The organism is Paracoccus sp. Arc7-R13 (assembly GCF_004010775.1).
Classification (GTDB): domain Bacteria; phylum Pseudomonadota; class Alphaproteobacteria; order Rhodobacterales; family Rhodobacteraceae; genus Paracoccus; species Paracoccus marcusii.
Genome location: NZ_CP034810.1, coordinates 1,268,831 through 1,285,577 on the forward strand (window position 1 = coordinate 1,268,831; position 16,747 = coordinate 1,285,577).

Genomic DNA, 16,747 nt, shown 5'->3' on the forward strand with positions numbered 1-16,747 from the left:
CGCCGGGGAGGCCCATCATGGAGGGGAAGGTGCTGGCCCGGATCGCAGCCATCGTATTCGTAGCCGTCGCCATCACGGCGGCGATCATCGAGATGAACCGCGAGGATGTAGCCGGTCCGGCCCCTTCCGTTCCTTTGCAGACGCGACAGGTCGATCTCCTGCGCGAGGGGCAGCGTCTCTGTCAGGAAATGGGCGAGGCGGCGGCCAATGACGCCGAATGCTTGGCGATCTGGGCCGAAACCCGCGACCGCTTCCTCGGACGGTCGCCCGCGCAGTCGACGCCTGGCCCGGATGGGGAGCGATAATCATGGGCGGAACGGGGGTCATCGACAATTTTCTCGGTATCTTCACCAGCTACATCGACTCGGGCTTTGGCCTGCTCGGCGGTGAAGTTGCCTTCATCGCGACGACGCTGATCGTCATAGACGTCACGCTCGCCGCCCTGTTTTGGGCCTGGGGCGCCGACGACGACATTCTCGCGCGCCTGGTGAAGAAGACGATCTTTGTCGGTGTCTTCGCCTATATCATTGGCAATTGGAACAGCCTCGCACGCATCGTCTTCGAGAGCTTCGCCGGGCTGGGCCTCATGGCTTCCGGCACAGGCTTTTCGGCCGCAGATCTCCTGCGCCCCGGCCGCGTTGCCCAGATCGGTCTCGACGCCGGGCGGCCGCTGCTCGAATCCATCTCCAGTCTCATGGGCTGGATCGCCGTCTTTGAAAACCTGGTGCAGATCCTCTGCCTGTTCTTCGCCTGGGCACTGGTTATCCTCGCCTTCTTTATTTTGGCAATCCAGCTCTTCGTCACCCTGATCGAGTTCAAGCTGACCACGCTTGCGGGCTTCGTGCTGATCCCCTTCGGCCTGTTCGGCAAGACCGCCTTCATGGCGGAACGGGTTCTGGGGAACGTCATCTCTTCCGGCATCAAGGTGTTGGTCCTCGCCGTCATCATCGGCATCGGCTCGACACTCTTCGGCCAGTTCACCGCCGGCTTCGGCGGCGCGACCCCGACCATCGACGACGCCATGGCGATCGTGCTGGCAGCCCTTTCCCTTCTCGGCCTCGGCATCTTCGGCCCCGGCATCGCCACCGGCCTCGTCTCCGGCGGCCCGCAACTCAGTGCTGGCGCTGCCGTCGGGACTGGCCTCGCTGTCGGCGGTGCCGCGATCGCTGCCGGTGGTGCGACCATGCTCGCCGCGCGGGGGGGCGGTGCCACACTCTCGGGCGGTGCTGCACTTGCACGCGGCGGGGCCTCAGCCGCCGGCGCAGCATCGTCTGCCTATTCCCTCGGCTCCATGGGTGGGTCAGGCGCGGCGGGGGTCGCTTCCGGCCTTGGCGGTGTGGCGCGCGCCGCAGGCTCGGCTGCCATCTCGCCTTTGAAGCGCGCAGCCTCCCATGCCGCCGACAGCATGAAGTCCAGCTATTCCGATGGCGCAAGGGCCGGATTTGCGGCGTCCGGCGGCAGTTCGTCCATGGGCACGGTCGGGGGCGCCCCGTCGCCCGAGCAATCACCTCCTTCAGCCGCTGATGGTCCACCGGCCTGGGCGCAGCAGATGCGCCGCAGCCGGGCGATGAGCCACGGCGTCACCGCTGCCGCCCATGCCGTCCGGTCCGGCGACAGCCACGGTGGCGGCTCCTCAGTCAGCCTTTCCGAAAGTGACCGCACATGAACACCTTCAAACGACCGACGACCCATTACGGCAAGGTGCCGGAACCCGAAACGCCCTATCAGCGCGCCGCGCAAGTCTGGGACGACCGCATCGGCTCGGCCCGCGTGCAGGCGAGGAACTGGCGCTACATGGCGTTCGGTTCGCTGATCCTCTCGGTCGGGTTCGCCGGCGCTCTTGTCTGGCAATCTGCGCGCGGAACCGTCGTGCCCTGGGTCGTTCAAGTCGACAATCTCGGCCAGGCGCAGACCGTTGCCCCCGCTACCGCCGATTATCGGCCGACCGATCCGCAGATCGCATTCCATCTCGGCCGCTTCATCGAACAGGTCCGCTCGCTTCCGGCTGACCCGATCATTGTCCGTCAGAACTGGCTCAGGGCCTATGACTGGACCACGGATCGCGGCGCCGTGGCGCTCAACGACTACGCCCGCGCCAACGACCCGTTCACGCGCGTCGGCCGCCAGCAGGTCGCCGTCGAGGTGTCGAGCATCATCCGGGCGTCCCCGGACAGTTTCCGCGTAGCCTGGACCGAACGCCACTACGAAAACGGCCAGCTCTCCACCACCGAGCGATGGACCGCGATCCTCACCATCGTCATCCAGCCGCCGCGTGACGCCGAGCGCCTGCGCGCCAATCCCTTGGGAATCTATGTCAACGCAATCAACTGGTCGCGGGAGATGAGTCAATGATCCGCACGTCTTTGAGTGAACCCGCTTTTCCGGTTTTCCGTAAACTCGGTTTTCCGGCTTTGTTGCTTGCCGCGACCATGCTCGCTGGCTGCGCCACCAACCGGACACCGCAATTCAGCTACGACGCCGATGTCCCGCCTCTTCCGTCCGCGCAGGCTCCCATCACCGATGCACGCCCAAGGCCGCTGCATGTGCCGCCCACCTGGAATGTGGCGCGGGGCGGCGAGGCTGCCGGCACGGCCACCGGCCGCGTTGAGAACGCCAATGCCGCCGCCCGTGTCGAGCCGCGTCGCGAAGGCTATTACAATGCCATACAGATCTATCCCTGGTCGGAAGGTGCGCTCTACCAAGTCTATGCCGCCGTCGGACAGATCACCACCATCGCGCTGGAGCCGGGCGAGAACCTGACCGGCGCGGGACCGATCGCCGCCGGCGACACGGCCAGGTGGGTGATCGGCGACACAGAGAGCGGAAGCGGTCCGACGCGCCGAGTGCATGTGCTGGTGAAGCCAACCCGGCCGGACATCTCGACCAACCTCGTCATCACCACCGACCGGCGCATCTACATGATCGAACTTCGCGCCCGCGAAGCGCTCTATATGCCTGCCGTGGCATGGGCGTATCCGGCACCGCCGCCGGGCAGCCGAGCGACCGCGCCGTCGGTCCCCGTCATCCCGGCCGAGGCCGCGCGGAACTATCGCTACGCCTTGCAGCTGCAAGGCGACAGCCCGCCATGGCGTCCAGTCTCCGTCTTCGATGACGGCAGGCGCGTCTATGTCGTCTTCCCACGCGGCATCGTGCAGGGCGAGATGCCGCCCCTGTTCGTTCTCGGTTCCGACGGCGAACCGCAGATCGTCAATTCGCGCATCCACCAAAATGTCCTGATCGTCGACAGGCTGTTCGGCGCGGCGGAACTGCGCCTTGGCAGCGGTGACCGCCAGCAGGTGGTCAGAATCGTCCGTATCGAGCAGAGACAGGCCGCTACCCAGTCGGCCGACGCGACCACGGGAGGATCGCCTTCATGAGCGATACCAACACCGCCGCGCCCATGCGGTTGCGCGCCGAGCCGCCCCGCGTCACCCGCTTGTCCCGCAAGGTGCTGGCAGGCGTCGGCGCCGCCGCGCTTCTCGGCGTCGGGGGAGCGCTGATCTATGCGCTCCAGACCCGCGAGGCGGGGCCGGGAGGAGGCGAACTCTACTCAACCGAGAACCGTCCCACTGCGGATGGCCTCGCCGGTCTCCCGCGCGATTATACTGGCCCGATCCTGGGGCCGGCATTGCCGGGCGACCTTGGCCGGCCAATCCTCGATGCACAAAATCGGGGACAGCCGATCGTTCCGCCTGCCATCACAACCCCTGCCGTCGATCCCGAGGAGCAACGCCGCCTCGCGGAAGAAGAAGCCGCACGGTTGAGCAACGTATTTTTCCAGTCAGGCCCACGCACGGGAGGTCCGGCCGGAACAGCCATGCCCGGACTGGCTGGGCTCACAGGACAACCGGACGGAACGGCGGGCCAGAATCGCCATACCGCTTTCCTCAACGGGCCGGTGGACCGGCAGACCGTCGCTCCGGATCGCGTCGCACCGCCGGCCTCGCCCTACATCCTTCAAGCCGGAGCCGTGATCCCGGCCGCGCTCATCACCGGCATCCGTTCCGACCTTCCGGGCCAGATCACCGCACAGGTGACGGAGAACGTCTATGACAGCCCCACCGGCTCGCTGCTCCTGATCCCGCAGGGAACGCGCATCATCGGCCAATATGATGATGGCGTGACCTTCGGCCAGCGCAGGGTGCTCTTGGTGTGGAATCGCCTGATCCTGCCGGGCGGACGCTCCATCGTGCTTGAGCGCCTGCCGGGCGCGGACGCCAGCGGCTATGCCGGCCTTGAGGACGGGATCGACTACCACTGGTGGGATCTGATGAAAGCGGCTGGCCTCTCCACGCTGCTCGCGGTCGGCGCGGAGCTGGCGACCAGCGACGAGGACCGGCTTATCCGGGCCATCCGCGACGGCGCACAGGATACCGTCAATCAGGCGGGCCAACAGATCGTGCAACGTCAGTTGCAGGTTGCCCCCACGCTGACCATCCGGCCGGGCTTCCCGGTCAGGATCATCGTGACCCGCGACCTTGTATTCGAGCCGGCAGGAGGTTGATCATGACCAAGCTGAGACTCGGCCCGCTGCCCGACGACAAGCCCGTCAAGGTGACGGTGGAGCTGCCCGCGCCGCTTCACCGCGATCTGGTCGCCTATGCCGAGGTGCTGGCCCGCGAGAGCGGCCAGCCCGTCGCCGATCCCGTCAGGCTCATTGTGCCGATGCTGGAGCGATTTATTGCGACAGATCGCGGCTTCGCAAAAGCACGTCGCTCGCCCCAATCTGCGAAGCCGCTTGCTTGAGCCTCATAGCCTTGGCAGACGCCGCCTTTGCCATGGAGAGCAACCTGCGGAACGCGGGATTGTCGTTCGCCGGGGACCAGACCGCCGAAAATGGAAGCACCTCGGCGGCGATGGGTCGGTATGTGATGCCTGGAAGCGCGGCCACCGTCATGGCCTCGCTCACTAGCGTCAGACCCTGGCCGATCGCCACCAGCGGCAGCAGGTTATCCCGACCGACCGATTGAACCTGGATCTCGGGATGCCGGCCGAGGTCCGCCAACTCCCGCACCAGATGGTCATGGATCTCCTGGCCCGGCGCGGCTTCGCTGACGATGAAGGGCTCATCGGCGAGATCTCCCCACATCACCTCGTCCAAAGCCGCCAGGGGGTGGAGATCGGGCAGCACAACGAAAACCCGCTCGGACCACAGAGGCGCCCGGTCGCATCCAGGCCATTCCCGGTCGCCGGTCAGGAAGGCGACGTCGAGGCGGAACTGGCGGATGGCCGCGACGTGTTCGGCAGGATCGCCGTCGATCAGTTCGATCCTGACGTCTTTATGAGACCGACCATAGCTTGCCAGCAGCTTTGTCAAAAAGCCCGAAGCGATGGACGAATAGATGCCGATCCGCACTCGTCCCTGCTCGGATCGTCCTGCGGCGGCAACTTCGTGAGCGCCTTCGTCTATCGTCTTGATAGCCCGACGCGCGCGATGAAGGAAACGCTGCCCCGCAAAGGTCTGCGACACGCCCCATGCGTGCCGGTGAAAAAGGGACGCGCCCATCCTGTCTTCGAGATCGGCGATGCAACGGCTGATTGCCGATTGCGATAGTCCTAACGAACTCCCTGCCTTTCGGAAGCTGCCATGTTCGGCAGCGGCTATGAAGTAGCGAAGGTGACGAAGCTCGATGGAGTCAGGGAACTTGGCGGTCTCCTTCATCCGAGGGCCGCCGTCCGGATCATATGCTCTCGGACCATAGGCAAGCCAACTGTCCCTCTCCGATTGTCGAGCATTCACGCGATGACGAGACGTATCGCGCGTAGCGGGTCATAGCCAGATCATACAACATTTGAACACATAAACAACTGTTCAATATTTGTATGAAAGAGGAAGATAATCGAGAGAGGCGATGCCACCGCCAGGTCAAGATGCCGAAGTCTCAAAACGAGCCCGTGGCGCTTGAGGATTGCGGTCGTGGCATGACGGATGCTTGCGGCTTACAACGGTGGCAAGGTCAAGCAGAAAGTTTTCTGAATTTTGCCCCTTGACCTTCCAACGGTGGAAAGCCCCATTTTCCAGAGGACTCAAATCAAGGAGCCCTCCATGTATCTCTTCACCGTTCCCAACATGACATGCGGCGGTTGCGCCAAGTCGGTAACCAAGGCGCTGCAAATCGTCGATGCCGCCGCGAAGATCGAGACTGATCCGCCCAAGCGTGAGGTCCGTGTTGAATCATCCGCGACCGAGGCGGACCTGCGTGCCGTTCTCACCGAGGCGGGCTATCCGGCCGAAGGCGCCCCGGCAGCCGCCTGATGCTACCTCCTGCCCACTGATCATGAGCGTCAAGCTGCTCCCGTAGGTGTCCCCCGGTTCATTGCAGTGTCAAAATGGGCAGTCCTCGGGCTGCCCATTTTGATTTCTAGGATCAGCCAGATCTTCAACGTCGAAGGCGTCGGCATTGCCCTGTGCGCCGTCACGACCCGTCGGTCCTAGAGGCTTCGGGCAGATGGCAAAAAAATTCGCACGGCTGGTTGACAAGCATACACTTGAACAACTATTCAAGTGTTGACTTGATGCAACCGGAAACGAGCAATGGCAAACTCATCACACTCCCACAGCGACCATGACGGTCACGACCACTCCAAGCACGACCATAACCACGGCGGCGGCCACGATCATGGTCACGATCACGATCATGACCACTCGCATGTCCCGACAGTCACGAAGGACAACGAGCGCAAAATCCTCATTTCCTTTTTCATCATCTTCACCTTCATGATCGTGGAGGCCGTCGGCGGCGTGATCTCGGGCTCGCTCGCGCTGCTTGCCGATGCCGGCCACATGCTGACCGACGCAATCGCGCTCGGCCTCGCCTATGTCGCCTTCCGCCTCGGTCGGCGGGCCGCGGACGGCCAGCGCACCTTCGGCTATGCCCGCTTCGAGGTGATCGCCGGCCTGGTCAACGCTCTTACGTTGTTCGGCATCGTCGGCTTTATCGTCTATGAGGCTATCGAACGGTTCCAGGAGCCCCAGCCGGTCCTCGCTGGTTCGATGTTCGTCGTAGCCATCATCGGCATGCTCGTGAACCTCTTCGTGCTTTGGTATCTGACGCGCGGAGATTCCGAACACGTCAACGTCAAGGGCGCTGTCCTGCACGTCATGGGCGACCTGCTCGGCTCGGTGGGTGCGATCGTCGCCGCTGTCGTCATCTGGTATACGGGTTGGACTCCTATCGACCCCATCCTGTCGGTATTCGTGTCTCTGCTGATCCTGCGCAGTGCATGGAGCCTGCTCAAGAACACTCTGCATATCCTGCTCGAAGGCGCACCTGACAACGCCGGCGCCGACAAGATCTCCGAGCATCTTCTCAAGACTGTTCCTGGTATCCAGAGCGTCAACCATATCCATGTCTGGTCGCTGACCTCCGGTCGTGTGCTGGCGACGCTTCAGGTGCAGCCGATGGAAGGCGTCGATGTTCGCAGCGTCATGAAACAGGTCGAGGCCGAACTGAAAACGAAGTTCAAAATCGAACACCCGACGATCGGCATCGACTGGGACGGAGTAGCCAGTTGCACCTTGGAGGAGCCGAACACCGCGGCGCTATCCCATGCGGGTCATTCGCACTGATCGGTCGCGCCTGATGGTTCACTCAGTTGATCGGGAAGGTTCGACATGAATATCGCAGAAGCCCCTTCGTCCCAAGAGTTGAACTTTCTCGCTGAAACCTTCCGCCTGCTGGGTGATCCCAGCAGGCTGAAGATTCTCCTGCACTGCGAAGACGGTCCGAAATCCGTGACCGATATTTCCGAGGCGCTGGAGCTTTCGCAGTCGCTCGTCAGCCATCACCTGCGTCTTCTTCGTGGCGCGCGCCTGGTGACCCGTGTTCGCCACTCGAAGCAAATGTTCTACGAGGTCACCGACAGGCATGTCGGTGACGTTCTGCTCGACATGCTCTCGCATGCGCGTGAGGAAAGGGAAGGCGACCCAAAACGCGACATCATCGGTCCTCGTTCTTGAGCAGCCCTTCGCTGGCCTGTGACACTAAATGTCGATCTTGGTAGTTCTCAATCGCAAAGCGTTGGCAATGACGCTGACCGAAGAGAGCGCCATGGCCAGTGCGGCAAGCGCCGGTGACAACAGCAGCCCCATCACGGGATACAGTAACCCGGCCGCCACCGGCACGCCTGCCGAGTTGTAGAAGAATGCGAAGAACAGGTTCTGCCGGATATTGCGCATTGTCGCTCCCGACAGGCGACGCGCCTTCACGATCCCCAATAGGTCACCGCCTAGCAGCGTGACTCCCGCGGATTCCATGGCGACATCCGTTCCTCCGCCCATCGCTATGCCGACATCGGCAGCCGCAAGCGCTGGGGCGTCATTCACCCCATCGCCCGCCATGGCGACGATACGGCCTTCCTTGCGAAGACGTGTAACAACCTCGCTCTTGCGTTCTGGAAGCACCTCGGCCTCCACATCGGCGATGCCCAGCTCTTTTGCCACCGCCTGAGCCGTGAGCTTATTGTCACCAGTCATCATGACCACGCGGATGCCGTCCTTTCGGAGGGCTTCCAGCGCTGCCGGCGTAGTGGATCGTATGGGATCGGCCACGCCGATGGCGCCGACGGGCCGGCCGTCGATGGCGACCAAGACGGCGGTGGCCCCGCGTGAGCGAATGACGTCCGCCTCGATCGCCGCTGCGCCCGGCTGAACGCCTTCCAGCTCCAAAAACTTGGCGCTACCGATCAGCACGCGCTGACCGGCGACGGTTCCCAAGACTCCCCGACCGACAGGAGAGTCGACGTCCGAGGGTTCCGACAGTGCGAGCTGCTTCTCCACCGCGGCACGGACAATAGCCTGTGCAATCGGATGTTCGCTCGCACGTTCAAGGCTCGCCGCGGCTTGAAGAAGTTCCGTCTCGCTCCGCCCATCGACCGGAACGATGGCCGTGACGGCCGGTTTCCCCTCCGTAAGCGTGCCGGTCTTGTCGACCACGAGGGTATCGATCTTCTCCAGCCTTTCGAGCGCCTCGGCGTTCTTGATCAGCAATCCGAGATTGGCGCCTTTGCCGACGCCAACCATGATCGACATCGGCGTTGCAAGGCCAAGGGCGCATGGGCAGGCGATGATGAGAACAGAAACAGCCGCAATCAGGCCGTAACTCAACCGGGGTTCCGGGCCAAAAAGGGTCCAGGCCACAAAAGCGATCAAGGCGATAACGATGACCAGTGGAACGAACCAGCCGGACACCTGGTCTGCTAAGCGCTGGATCGGGGCGCGGGACCGCTGCGCCTGCGCCACCATCTGGACGATCTGCGAAAGCATGGTATCGCGACCAATGCGAGCCGCATCCATGACCAGAGCGCCAGATTGATTGATGGTCCCTGCGATGAGCTTTGCACCCGGCTCTTTCGTGACCGGCATCGATTCGCCGGTAATCATCGATTCATCGACGGCCGAACGCCCCTCCAGCACCGTCCCGTCCACCGGAACTTTCTCGCCCATGCGAACACGAAGCTTGTCGCCGACGGCAATATGCTCGACCGCCACCTCCTCGTCGGTGCCATCTGGCCGGATACGTCGGGCTGTCTTCGGAGCCAGGTCAAGAAGCGCGCGTATCGCGCCCGAGGTCTGTTCGCGCGCGCGTAGCTCCAGCACTTGGCCGAGCAGCGCCAGCACCGTGATCACCGCGGCCGCCTCGAAGTAAACCGCAACGGTGTCTCCCATCATCCGCGCCGTTTCCGGGAACAGGTCGGGGGCGAGCGTTGCCACCACGGAGTAAATCCAGGCAACGCCTACGCCCATCGCGATGAGCGTGAACATATTGAGCGATCGGTTCACCACGGACGCCCAGCCGCGCTGAAAGAACGGCCAGCCTGCCCACAGCACCACCGGCGTCGCCAGTATGAGTTGCAGCCAGTTGTTGATCTGGCCAGGAATGTAACGATGCAGGCCGAAAAGTTCGCTGCCCATCCCAAGGAAGACCACCGGAACAGAAAGGGCGGCACCCACCCAGAACCGTCGAGTCATGTTGACCAGTTCCGCACTGGGTCCGGTTTCGGCCGTCGGCATTTCGGGTTCCAGCGCCATCCCGCAGATCGGGCATGATCCTGGACCGACCTGACGGATCTGGGGGTGCATCGGACAGGTAAAGATCGTGCCCTCCGGCACTACCGCTGCCTGGGTCGGTTCCGATGGTCCAACATATTTGCCCGGATCGGCCATGAACTTGGTCTGGCAGTTCTCGGAGCAGAAATAATACGTCGCGCCCTGGTATTGGGCTCGGTGCTTAGCCGTTGTGGGGTCCACGGACATCCCACAAACGGGGTCCTTCACAGTATCGCTTGCCTCCGCAGTCGCGGTGTGATGGCCCGATCCGCCACCGTGCCCCTTGTTATGGGCATGGGCGGCGCCTTGATGATGGTTATGGTCGTGAACCATAGTAAGCCTCCGCTTCCCTTATCTCCCCGCATGCAGGTTGCCACCGCATGCGAACCAAGCCCCGACTAATCGTTCAGCCGGCCAGCAATCGCCTGCATTTGCTCGATCTCGCGACGCTGGGCGACCTCAATCTCTTCACACAACGCCAGAAGCTCGGCGTCCGACAGGTTGGCCTCTCTGCACATCAAGATGGCTCCCGAGTGATGCGGAATCATCGAGTCGATAAACTGGCGGTCATCGATCATGGCTTGGGATCGAGTCGCCCAAAATGATCCCAGGGTAAGGACGACAAAAAGCACATAGAGGACAATATTCACGCTGCGGTTCGGAAACATGCCCGGCATCGTCGCCAGCATGAAGATGCCCATCGGCGCCCACATGGTTATCGCCATGTAAAGCATGTTCAGATTGTTCCGGAAGTCGCCCCAGCCGTCGATCATCGAAAACATCACGACATACATCACGATGAGGCCGAGGATCATGTTGATCCAGAACATCAGATAGGGACGGCCATGGGAGCCGTGGCTATTCCCCGAATGCCCGCCATGAGCCGTGTGGTCGCTCGCCATTTGATCGTCCTTTCGCGGTTGTCAGTGTCCAATGCCCATCGGCTTGAAGATCATCCAGACCGCCATGCCGATCATCATGAGGTTCTCGGTGAGCGACACGAAGCCGAGCGGCACGTTGCTGTCGCCACCGACGCAGGCGCATTTCAGCTCGCGCCTGTCGATATAGACCGCCTTGAACACCGAGACCGCGCCGATGCCGCCGATGAACAGCGCGACGGGGATCGACACCCACATCAGGGCACCGGAGATCATCAGGACGCCGGCGAGCGCCTCCGCGAAGGGATAGATGTAGGCATATCGGACCCATCGCTGCGCCAGAAGGTCGTAGTTCAGGAACATGGTCGCGAAGCCTTCCACGTCCTTCAGTTTCTGAAGGGCAAGAAGGCACATCGCGATGGCGATGAGCCATTCGGCGGCTTGGACCGTCGCGAGGTTCCCGAACGCCGCCCAACTCGCGGCCAAAGCCATTAGGGCAGCCATCGCGAACAGCGCGATCACCGGCTTGTAGGTAACGGCATCCTTGTCCTCGACCTTGCCGCCGAAGAACCGGACGAGATCATCGTAACCGCCGATCCGCTTGCCGCCTATGAAGGTCTGCGGCGTCGATTGAACATCATGCTTTGCCTTGAAGGCGTCCGTCTCCGCGCGGGTCGTCAGATGGTGATCGTCGACCTCGTAGCCTTCCCGCTTGAGCAGATCGAGCGCTTTCAACCCGTAGGGGCAGGTATGGTTTTCCATCACCATTCTATGAAGTTCGGCGCGTTTGGCTGCATGGGTCGCCATAGTCTGATCCCTTCGATCTAAAGTTTCGCTTTCGCGAACACCTCCACCAGTTCATTGAACTTGGCGCGCTGAAGGTCTGCATCGCCCGATGCGATCGCCTCCTCGACGCAGCAGGCGGCATGCGATCGCAACACCTGGTTCTCCACCTTGGAGAGCGCGGCTTTAACCGCGTGGATCTGGTTGAGAATGTCGATGCAGTATCGCTCGTCCTCGACCATCTGGCCGACACCGCGAACCTGCCCGGCGATCCGGTTGAGCGACGCGATGATCTGCTTGGAATTTTTGTTGCACATCCAGCTACCCCTACCCGGTATGGGTATATATACGTTAGAGCAAAAGTTTGGTTCCCGCAAAACCCAAGAGTTTTGCCGGCATGTCAACGTCGAAGCAAATAATCGTGGGAGGTCCAATGGACGATACGGTAACTGTCCGGCGCAACATCACCGTCCTTACTGCCGCGCAGGCGCTCGGAGGATCGAGCGCGCCGATCGTCATGTCGCTCGGCGGCCTGGTCGGCCAGCAGCTTGCCGACAACCCCGCATGGGTGACGCTGCCGGTCAGTCTCTTCGGTCTCGGCCTCGCAATCGGCACGCTGCCCGCCGCCTTCGTCATGCGCGCCTGGGGGCGCCGTGGCGGTTATCTGTTCGGCGCGTTGTTCGGCCTCGCAGCGGGACTCATCGCGGCGTTTGGCATCTTCGTATCGTCGTTCCTACTGTTCTGCGTCGGCTGCTTTACCGCCGGTCTCTACGGTTCCTACGTCCAAAGCTATCGCTTCGCTGCCGCCGATGCTGCCGAAGGCGCTTTGAAGGCACGAGCAATCTCCTGGGTGATGGTCGGTGGGCTGATCGCGGCTGTAATCGGTCCGCAGCTCGTCATCTGGACACGCGATTCCTTCCCCGGCACCCCCTATGTCGGCAGCTTCCTCAGCCAGGCGGCGCTTCCGTTGTTGTCGATCCCGATTCTGTTGATGCTGCGCACGCCGCAATCCGCTTCGCAATCCGCGTCGGAAAGCTCCGGCCGTTCCCTGATCCAGATCCTGATGATGCCCCGCTACATGCTTGCCGTCGCGGCCGGCGTCGTCTCCTACGGCCTCATGGCTTTCGTCATGACGGCCGCACCGATCGCGATGGTCAATACCGGCCATTCGGTCGACAGCGCAGCACTCGGAATCCAGTGGCATCTACTGGCGATGTTCGCGCCGAGCTTCGTCACCGGCCGCCTCATGACACGCTTCGGCAAGGAGCGTGTGACGGCGGCGGGGATGCTGCTCATCGCCGTCTCGGCCATCGTCGCGCTGGCCGGGCTTGAGCTAATCAATTTCTGGGGGTCTCTGGCCATCATGGGCATCGGCTGGAATTTCAGCTTCATCGGAGCGACGGCGATGGTCACAGACTGCCATACGCCGGGCGAGCGCGCCAAGGCGCAGGGCGCAAACGACTTCATGGTCTTCGGCACGACCGCCGCCGTCTCGTTTCTGGCAGGCAGCGTCCTGCACAACTCGGGCTGGGCGGCAATCAACTGGCTATTGTTTCCGCCGGTCGCCTTGATCCTCGTGCCGTTGCTCTGGCAAGCGGCACGCAAACCGCAAGCCTGAAACGCAATGTCCCCGCCATTTTGGCGGGGACGCACCGGGTCAGGTCCTCGCTCTGCGCCCTCGCAGCCGAAAGGCTGCTTGGGCATGCGGTTATTGCAGCGAGCGATTGACCGCGCCGGACCGAGGCCGGATCGAAAGATCTTCATCGTCCTGATCGGTCTCAAGGCGCTGTAGGATCGGGCAATGCGGCCGATGATCCCCTTGGCAGGCGTTCACCAGCATGGTGAGCGTGTGGGCCATGTCCTGCATATCCGCGATCTTCCTCTCCAGCGCGTCGATATGGCCCTGCGCCAAGCGCTTCACTTCTGCGCTCTGTCGCGTCTCGTCGCGCCAGAGGTTGAGCAGGTCGCCGATCTCGGCCACCGAAAAACCGAGGTCGCGCGCGCGGCGGATGAAGCGCAGCATGTGGACATCGGTAGCCGAATAATCGCGGTAGCCGGAGTCCTTCCGATCAGCAGCCGGGATGAGACCTGTCTGCTCGTAGTAGCGGATCATCTTGGCCGAAACGCCCGATGCCTTTGCTGCCTGTCCGATGTTCATGAACAATCTCCCATATGTAAGGACAGCCGACCCTAAATATAGGATCGGCTGTCTGGTTTCATCAGCCCTGGACCTTGAAGGTCTTGAGCCGGAGCGCATTGCCGAGGACGAAGACGCTCGACAGGGCCATGGCGCCGGCGGCAAAGACCGGCGACAAGAGGATGCCGTAGGCCGGATAGAGCGCACCCGCGGCGACCGGGATCAGGGCCGTGTTGTAGGCGAAGGCCCAGAACAGGTTCTGCCGGATATTGCCGATCGTCGCCTTGGACAGCGCGATGGCGTTCGGCACCCCGGTCAGGCTGCCCGACATCAGCACCACGTCCGCCGCCTCGATGGCGATGTCCGTGCCCGTGCCGATGGCGAGACCCACATCCGCCTCGGCCAGCGCCGGAGCGTCGTTGATGCCGTCGCCGACGAAGGCGACCTTGCCATGCTCGGCCTTGAGCCGGCGGATCGAGTCGACCTTGCCGTCCGGCAGCACCTCCGCCACCACCTCGTCGATGCCCAGGCGAGCCGCGATGGCCTTGGCCGTGCGCTTGTTGTCGCCGGTGATCATCGCGACCTTCAGGCCGAGGTCGTGCAGCGCCTTGATCGCCGCCGGCGTCGTCTCCTTGATCGGGTCGGCCACGGCGATGATCGTCGCCAGCTTGCCGTCGATCGCCGCATAGAGCGGCGACTTGCCCTCGTTGCCCAGACGTTCGGCAACCTGGGCGAAGCCCGCCACGTCATGGCCAAGCTCGACCATGTAGCGATCCGCGCCGATCTCGATGCGCTTGCCGTCGACCACGGCCTTCACGCCGAAGCCGGTCACCGACTCGAAGTCCGACACGGCGGGCAGTGCAATGCCTTCCGCCTCGGCCGCATCCACGATGGCGCGGGCAATCGGGTGTTCCGACTTGGCTTCGACGGCTGCGACCAGGCCCAGCACCGTCGTCCGGTCGAAGCCGGCGGCCAGTTCGAGGTCGGTCAGCGCCGGCTTGCCTTCGGTCAGCGTGCCGGTCTTGTCGACGGCCACCACCTTGGCATCCTTCAGCAGTTGCAACGCTTCACCCTTGCGGAACAGCACGCCCAGCTCCGCGCCCCGGCCGGTGCCGACCATGATCGAGGTCGGCGTTGCCAGACCCATGGCGCAGGGGCAGGCGATGATCAGCACGGCGACGGCATTGACCAGCGCGAAGGTCAACGCAGGCGACGGGCCGAAATAGAGCCATGCAGCGAAGGTGAGGGCGGCGACGGCGAAGACCGCCGGCACGAAATACATCGTCACCTTGTCGACCAGCGCCTGGATCGGCAGCTTCGACCCTTGTGCTTCCTCGACCATGCGGATGATCTGCGACAGCACCGTGTTGCCGCCGACCGCCGTGGCCCGGATCGCGAAGGCGCCCTTCTGGTTCACGGTTCCGGCCACGACCTCGCTGCCGCTCGTCTTGGACACCGGGATCGGTTCGCCGGTGATCATCGACTCGTCGACATAGCTTTCGCCCTCGATGACTTCACCATCGACCGGGATACGGTCGCCGGGGCGGACCTCCACGATGTCGCCGGACAGCACCGAATCGATCGGCAGATCGACCGTCTTGCCGTCGCGGCGGACACGCGCGGTCTTGGCCTGAAGTCCGACCAGCCGCTTGATCGCTTCCGAAGTGCGCCCCTTGGCGCGGGCCTCGAGCAACCGGCCGAGCAGGATCAGGGTGACGATAACCGCGGCGGCTTCATAATAGACGTTCACCGTCCCAGCGGGCAGGAAGCCCGGCGCGAAGGTCGCCACCAGCGAATAGAGGTAGGCGGCCAGCGAGCCGACGGCGACCAGCGAGTTCATGTCGGGAGCCAGCCGCCAGAGCGCCGGGAGGCCCTTGTCGTAGAAGCGGATGCCGGGCACGAACAGCACCAGCGTCGTCAGCACGAACTGAAGATACCAACTGTTCTGCATGCCGATGGTCGCGGCGATCATGTCGTGCGCGCCCGGAATGAGGTGCGACCCCATCTCCAGGATGAAGACCGGCGCGGTCAGAACCGCCGCGATGGTGAAATCGCGGGTCAGCTCACGGCGTTCGGCTTCCTTCTTCTCGGCGCGGTCATCGACCTCGGCCTGGCCCGCCCCGGTCGCCGCCGCGATCACCTTGGCCTCGTAGCCCGCGTTCGCGATTGCCGCGACGATGGCCGCAGCATCGGCGGTTCCCTGGACGGTGGCCTTCTCGGTGGCGAGGTTGACGACGGCGTTGGTGACGCCCGGCACGGCCTTGAGCGCCTTTTCGACACGTCCCACGCAGGAGGCGCAGGTCATGCCCTCGATCGCGACCTCAAGCGAAGCCGCCGCCGGCGCGGTGAAACTTGCCGAAACCGCGTAGCCTGCGTCCTCCACGGCCTTCACGACGACCGCTCGGTCCACCGGGCCGCTCGTCGTGATGCTGGCTTTCTCGGTAGCGAGGTTGACCACGGCATTGGCAACGCCGGGGATGGCCTTGAGGGCCTTTTCCACCCGCCCCACACAAGAAGCGCAGGTCATGCCTTCGATCGGCACTTCAAGGAGGGCAGCTTTCGGCGCACTGAAGCTGGCCGGCACTTCATAGCCAGCATTTTCGACCGCCTTGACGAGCGCTATGCGATCAACCGTGTCGTTCGTCGTGATGCTGGCCTTCTCGGTCGCCAGATTGACGACCGCGTTGGCGACGCCGGGGACGGCCTTCAGGGCTCTCTCGACACGGCCGACGCAGGATGCGCAGGTCATGCCCTCGATAGGCAGGGAAATTGCTGCATTCATCTTGTCCGCAGCTCGAACAGGGGCATCCATTGCCGCCTCCTTTCTAAGTCAGAATTCGAGTTCGGACACTGATATGCTCCTTCCAACGATGGGAAGGTCAAGGGTAAAAATTCCTTTTC

At 63.1% G+C, this 16,747-nt stretch carries 17 protein-coding genes; 10 read left to right on the forward strand and 7 right to left on the reverse strand.

What is annotated here, in order from left to right; translation table 11 throughout:
• Window positions 1-17 precede the first annotated feature (17 nt).
• The 6 genes from trbK-alt to EOJ32_RS06420 are packed head-to-tail and all read left to right on the forward strand — an operon-like array spanning window position 18 to window position 4,746.
• A complete protein-coding gene (trbK-alt, locus tag EOJ32_RS06395; RefSeq protein WP_080620509.1) occupies window positions 18-305 on the forward strand; it encodes a putative entry exclusion protein TrbK-alt in 288 nt (95 codons plus the stop codon).
• A gap of 2 nt (window positions 306-307) precedes the next feature.
• Complete coding sequence (gene trbL / locus EOJ32_RS06400; RefSeq protein ID WP_080620510.1) at window positions 308-1,666, forward strand: P-type conjugative transfer protein TrbL; 1,359 nt, start codon at window positions 308-310, stop codon at window positions 1,664-1,666.
• Window positions 1,663-2,352, forward strand: a complete 690-nt coding sequence (gene trbF, locus EOJ32_RS06405) for a conjugal transfer protein TrbF (RefSeq protein WP_080620511.1) — start codon at window positions 1,663-1,665, stop codon at window positions 2,350-2,352. The genes trbL and trbF overlap by 4 nt, the downstream gene beginning before the upstream one ends.
• The gene (gene trbG, locus EOJ32_RS06410; protein ID WP_080620512.1) at window positions 2,349-3,377 is read left to right on the forward strand and encodes a P-type conjugative transfer protein TrbG; all 1,029 of its coding nucleotides are present in this window, start codon (window positions 2,349-2,351) and stop codon (window positions 3,375-3,377) included. The genes trbF and trbG overlap by 4 nt, the downstream gene beginning before the upstream one ends.
• Window positions 3,374-4,504 (forward strand): TrbI/VirB10 family protein, encoded by a 1,131-nt coding sequence (locus tag EOJ32_RS06415; RefSeq protein ID WP_080620513.1) that lies wholly within the window; start codon window positions 3,374-3,376, stop codon window positions 4,502-4,504. Before trbG ends, EOJ32_RS06415 begins: the two co-directional genes overlap by 4 nt.
• Before the next feature lie 2 nt (window positions 4,505-4,506).
• Window positions 4,507-4,746, forward strand: coding sequence for a DUF2274 domain-containing protein (locus EOJ32_RS06420; protein WP_080620514.1), 240 nt, complete (start codon window positions 4,507-4,509; stop codon window positions 4,744-4,746).
• On the opposite strand, the gene EOJ32_RS06425 is transcribed toward EOJ32_RS06420, so the two are convergent.
• Window positions 4,679-5,662 carry a LysR family transcriptional regulator gene (locus EOJ32_RS06425; protein ID WP_080620515.1) on the reverse strand — a complete coding sequence of 328 codons (984 nt, stop codon included), beginning with the start codon at window positions 5,660-5,662 and terminating at the stop codon, window positions 4,679-4,681. The genes EOJ32_RS06420 and EOJ32_RS06425 overlap by 68 nt on opposite strands.
• A 384-nt stretch (window positions 5,663-6,046) precedes the next feature.
• Here EOJ32_RS06425 and EOJ32_RS06430 point away from each other — a divergent pair, with 384 nt between their 5' ends.
• The 3 genes from EOJ32_RS06430 to EOJ32_RS06440 all read left to right on the forward strand — a co-directional run bounded on the left by EOJ32_RS06430 (window position 6,047) and on the right by EOJ32_RS06440 (window position 7,960).
• Window positions 6,047-6,256: a heavy-metal-associated domain-containing protein gene (locus EOJ32_RS06430; protein WP_080620516.1), complete on the forward strand. Its 210-nt coding sequence runs from the start codon at window positions 6,047-6,049 to the stop codon at window positions 6,254-6,256.
• A gap of 279 nt (window positions 6,257-6,535) precedes the next feature.
• Entirely contained in the window at window positions 6,536-7,570 is a 1,035-nt protein-coding gene (locus EOJ32_RS06435; protein ID WP_080620517.1) for a cation diffusion facilitator family transporter, read from the forward strand.
• 45 nt (window positions 7,571-7,615) lie between these two features.
• Complete coding sequence (locus tag EOJ32_RS06440) at window positions 7,616-7,960, forward strand: helix-turn-helix transcriptional regulator (RefSeq protein ID WP_080620518.1); 345 nt, start codon at window positions 7,616-7,618, stop codon at window positions 7,958-7,960.
• Between the two features lie 24 nt (window positions 7,961-7,984).
• Here the strand turns inward: EOJ32_RS06440 and EOJ32_RS06445 are convergent, their stop codons facing one another.
• From EOJ32_RS06445 to EOJ32_RS06460, 4 genes are all read right to left on the reverse strand, one after another.
• The gene (locus EOJ32_RS06445; RefSeq protein WP_230382922.1) at window positions 7,985-10,255 is read right to left on the reverse strand and encodes a heavy metal translocating P-type ATPase; all 2,271 of its coding nucleotides are present in this window, start codon (window positions 10,253-10,255) and stop codon (window positions 7,985-7,987) included.
• 191 nt (window positions 10,256-10,446) lie between these two features.
• Entirely contained in the window at window positions 10,447-10,950 is a 504-nt protein-coding gene (locus EOJ32_RS06450) for a DUF305 domain-containing protein (protein WP_080620520.1), read from the reverse strand.
• Window positions 10,951-10,971: 21 nt separating this feature from the next.
• On the reverse strand, window positions 10,972-11,733 hold the full coding sequence (locus EOJ32_RS06455; protein ID WP_080620521.1) for a MauE/DoxX family redox-associated membrane protein: 762 nt from the start codon (window positions 11,731-11,733) through the stop codon (window positions 10,972-10,974).
• Between the two features lie 17 nt (window positions 11,734-11,750).
• Complete coding sequence (locus EOJ32_RS06460) at window positions 11,751-12,026, reverse strand: metal-sensitive transcriptional regulator (protein ID WP_064790834.1); 276 nt, start codon at window positions 12,024-12,026, stop codon at window positions 11,751-11,753.
• 116 nt (window positions 12,027-12,142) lie between these two features.
• Here EOJ32_RS06460 and EOJ32_RS06465 point away from each other — a divergent pair, with 116 nt between their 5' ends.
• Window positions 12,143-13,327 (forward strand): MFS transporter, encoded by a 1,185-nt coding sequence (locus EOJ32_RS06465; RefSeq protein ID WP_080622749.1) that lies wholly within the window; start codon window positions 12,143-12,145, stop codon window positions 13,325-13,327.
• Window positions 13,328-13,417: 90 nt separating this feature from the next.
• Here the strand turns inward: EOJ32_RS06465 and cueR are convergent, their stop codons facing one another.
• Window positions 13,418-13,867 carry a Cu(I)-responsive transcriptional regulator gene (gene cueR / locus EOJ32_RS06470; protein WP_080620522.1) on the reverse strand — a complete coding sequence of 150 codons (450 nt, stop codon included), beginning with the start codon at window positions 13,865-13,867 and terminating at the stop codon, window positions 13,418-13,420.
• A 61-nt stretch (window positions 13,868-13,928) separates the two neighbouring features.
• A complete protein-coding gene (locus EOJ32_RS06475; RefSeq protein ID WP_226341156.1) occupies window positions 13,929-16,658 on the reverse strand; it encodes a heavy metal translocating P-type ATPase in 2,730 nt (909 codons plus the stop codon).
• Window positions 16,659-16,747: the final 89 nt, after the last annotated feature.

Coding starts and splice junctions, on each gene's coding strand:
- trbK-alt (WP_080620509.1), top strand. CDS start 18: ATGGAGGGGAAGGTGCTGGCCCGGATCGCAGCCATCGTATTCGTAGCC.
- EOJ32_RS06465 (WP_080622749.1), top strand. CDS start 12,143: ATGGACGATACGGTAACTGTCCGGCGCAACATCACCGTCCTTACTGCC.
- EOJ32_RS06475 (WP_226341156.1), bottom strand. CDS start 16,658: ATGGATGCCCCTGTTCGAGCTGCGGACAAGATGAATGCAGCAATTTCC.
- EOJ32_RS06425 (WP_080620515.1), bottom strand. CDS start 5,662: ATGAAGGAGACCGCCAAGTTCCCTGACTCCATCGAGCTTCGTCACCTT.
- trbL (WP_080620510.1), top strand. CDS start 308: ATGGGCGGAACGGGGGTCATCGACAATTTTCTCGGTATCTTCACCAGC.
- trbF (WP_080620511.1), top strand. CDS start 1,663: ATGAACACCTTCAAACGACCGACGACCCATTACGGCAAGGTGCCGGAA.
- EOJ32_RS06420 (WP_080620514.1), top strand. CDS start 4,507: ATGACCAAGCTGAGACTCGGCCCGCTGCCCGACGACAAGCCCGTCAAG.
- trbG (WP_080620512.1), top strand. CDS start 2,349: ATGATCCGCACGTCTTTGAGTGAACCCGCTTTTCCGGTTTTCCGTAAA.
- cueR (WP_080620522.1), bottom strand. CDS start 13,867: ATGAACATCGGACAGGCAGCAAAGGCATCGGGCGTTTCGGCCAAGATG.
- EOJ32_RS06415 (WP_080620513.1), top strand. CDS start 3,374: ATGAGCGATACCAACACCGCCGCGCCCATGCGGTTGCGCGCCGAGCCG.
- EOJ32_RS06440 (WP_080620518.1), top strand. CDS start 7,616: ATGAATATCGCAGAAGCCCCTTCGTCCCAAGAGTTGAACTTTCTCGCT.
- EOJ32_RS06460 (WP_064790834.1), bottom strand. CDS start 12,026: ATGTGCAACAAAAATTCCAAGCAGATCATCGCGTCGCTCAACCGGATC.
- EOJ32_RS06445 (WP_230382922.1), bottom strand. CDS start 10,255: ATGTCCGTGGACCCCACAACGGCTAAGCACCGAGCCCAATACCAGGGC.
- EOJ32_RS06435 (WP_080620517.1), top strand. CDS start 6,536: ATGGCAAACTCATCACACTCCCACAGCGACCATGACGGTCACGACCAC.
- EOJ32_RS06430 (WP_080620516.1), top strand. CDS start 6,047: ATGTATCTCTTCACCGTTCCCAACATGACATGCGGCGGTTGCGCCAAG.
- EOJ32_RS06450 (WP_080620520.1), bottom strand. CDS start 10,950: ATGGCGAGCGACCACACGGCTCATGGCGGGCATTCGGGGAATAGCCAC.
- EOJ32_RS06455 (WP_080620521.1), bottom strand. CDS start 11,733: ATGGCGACCCATGCAGCCAAACGCGCCGAACTTCATAGAATGGTGATG.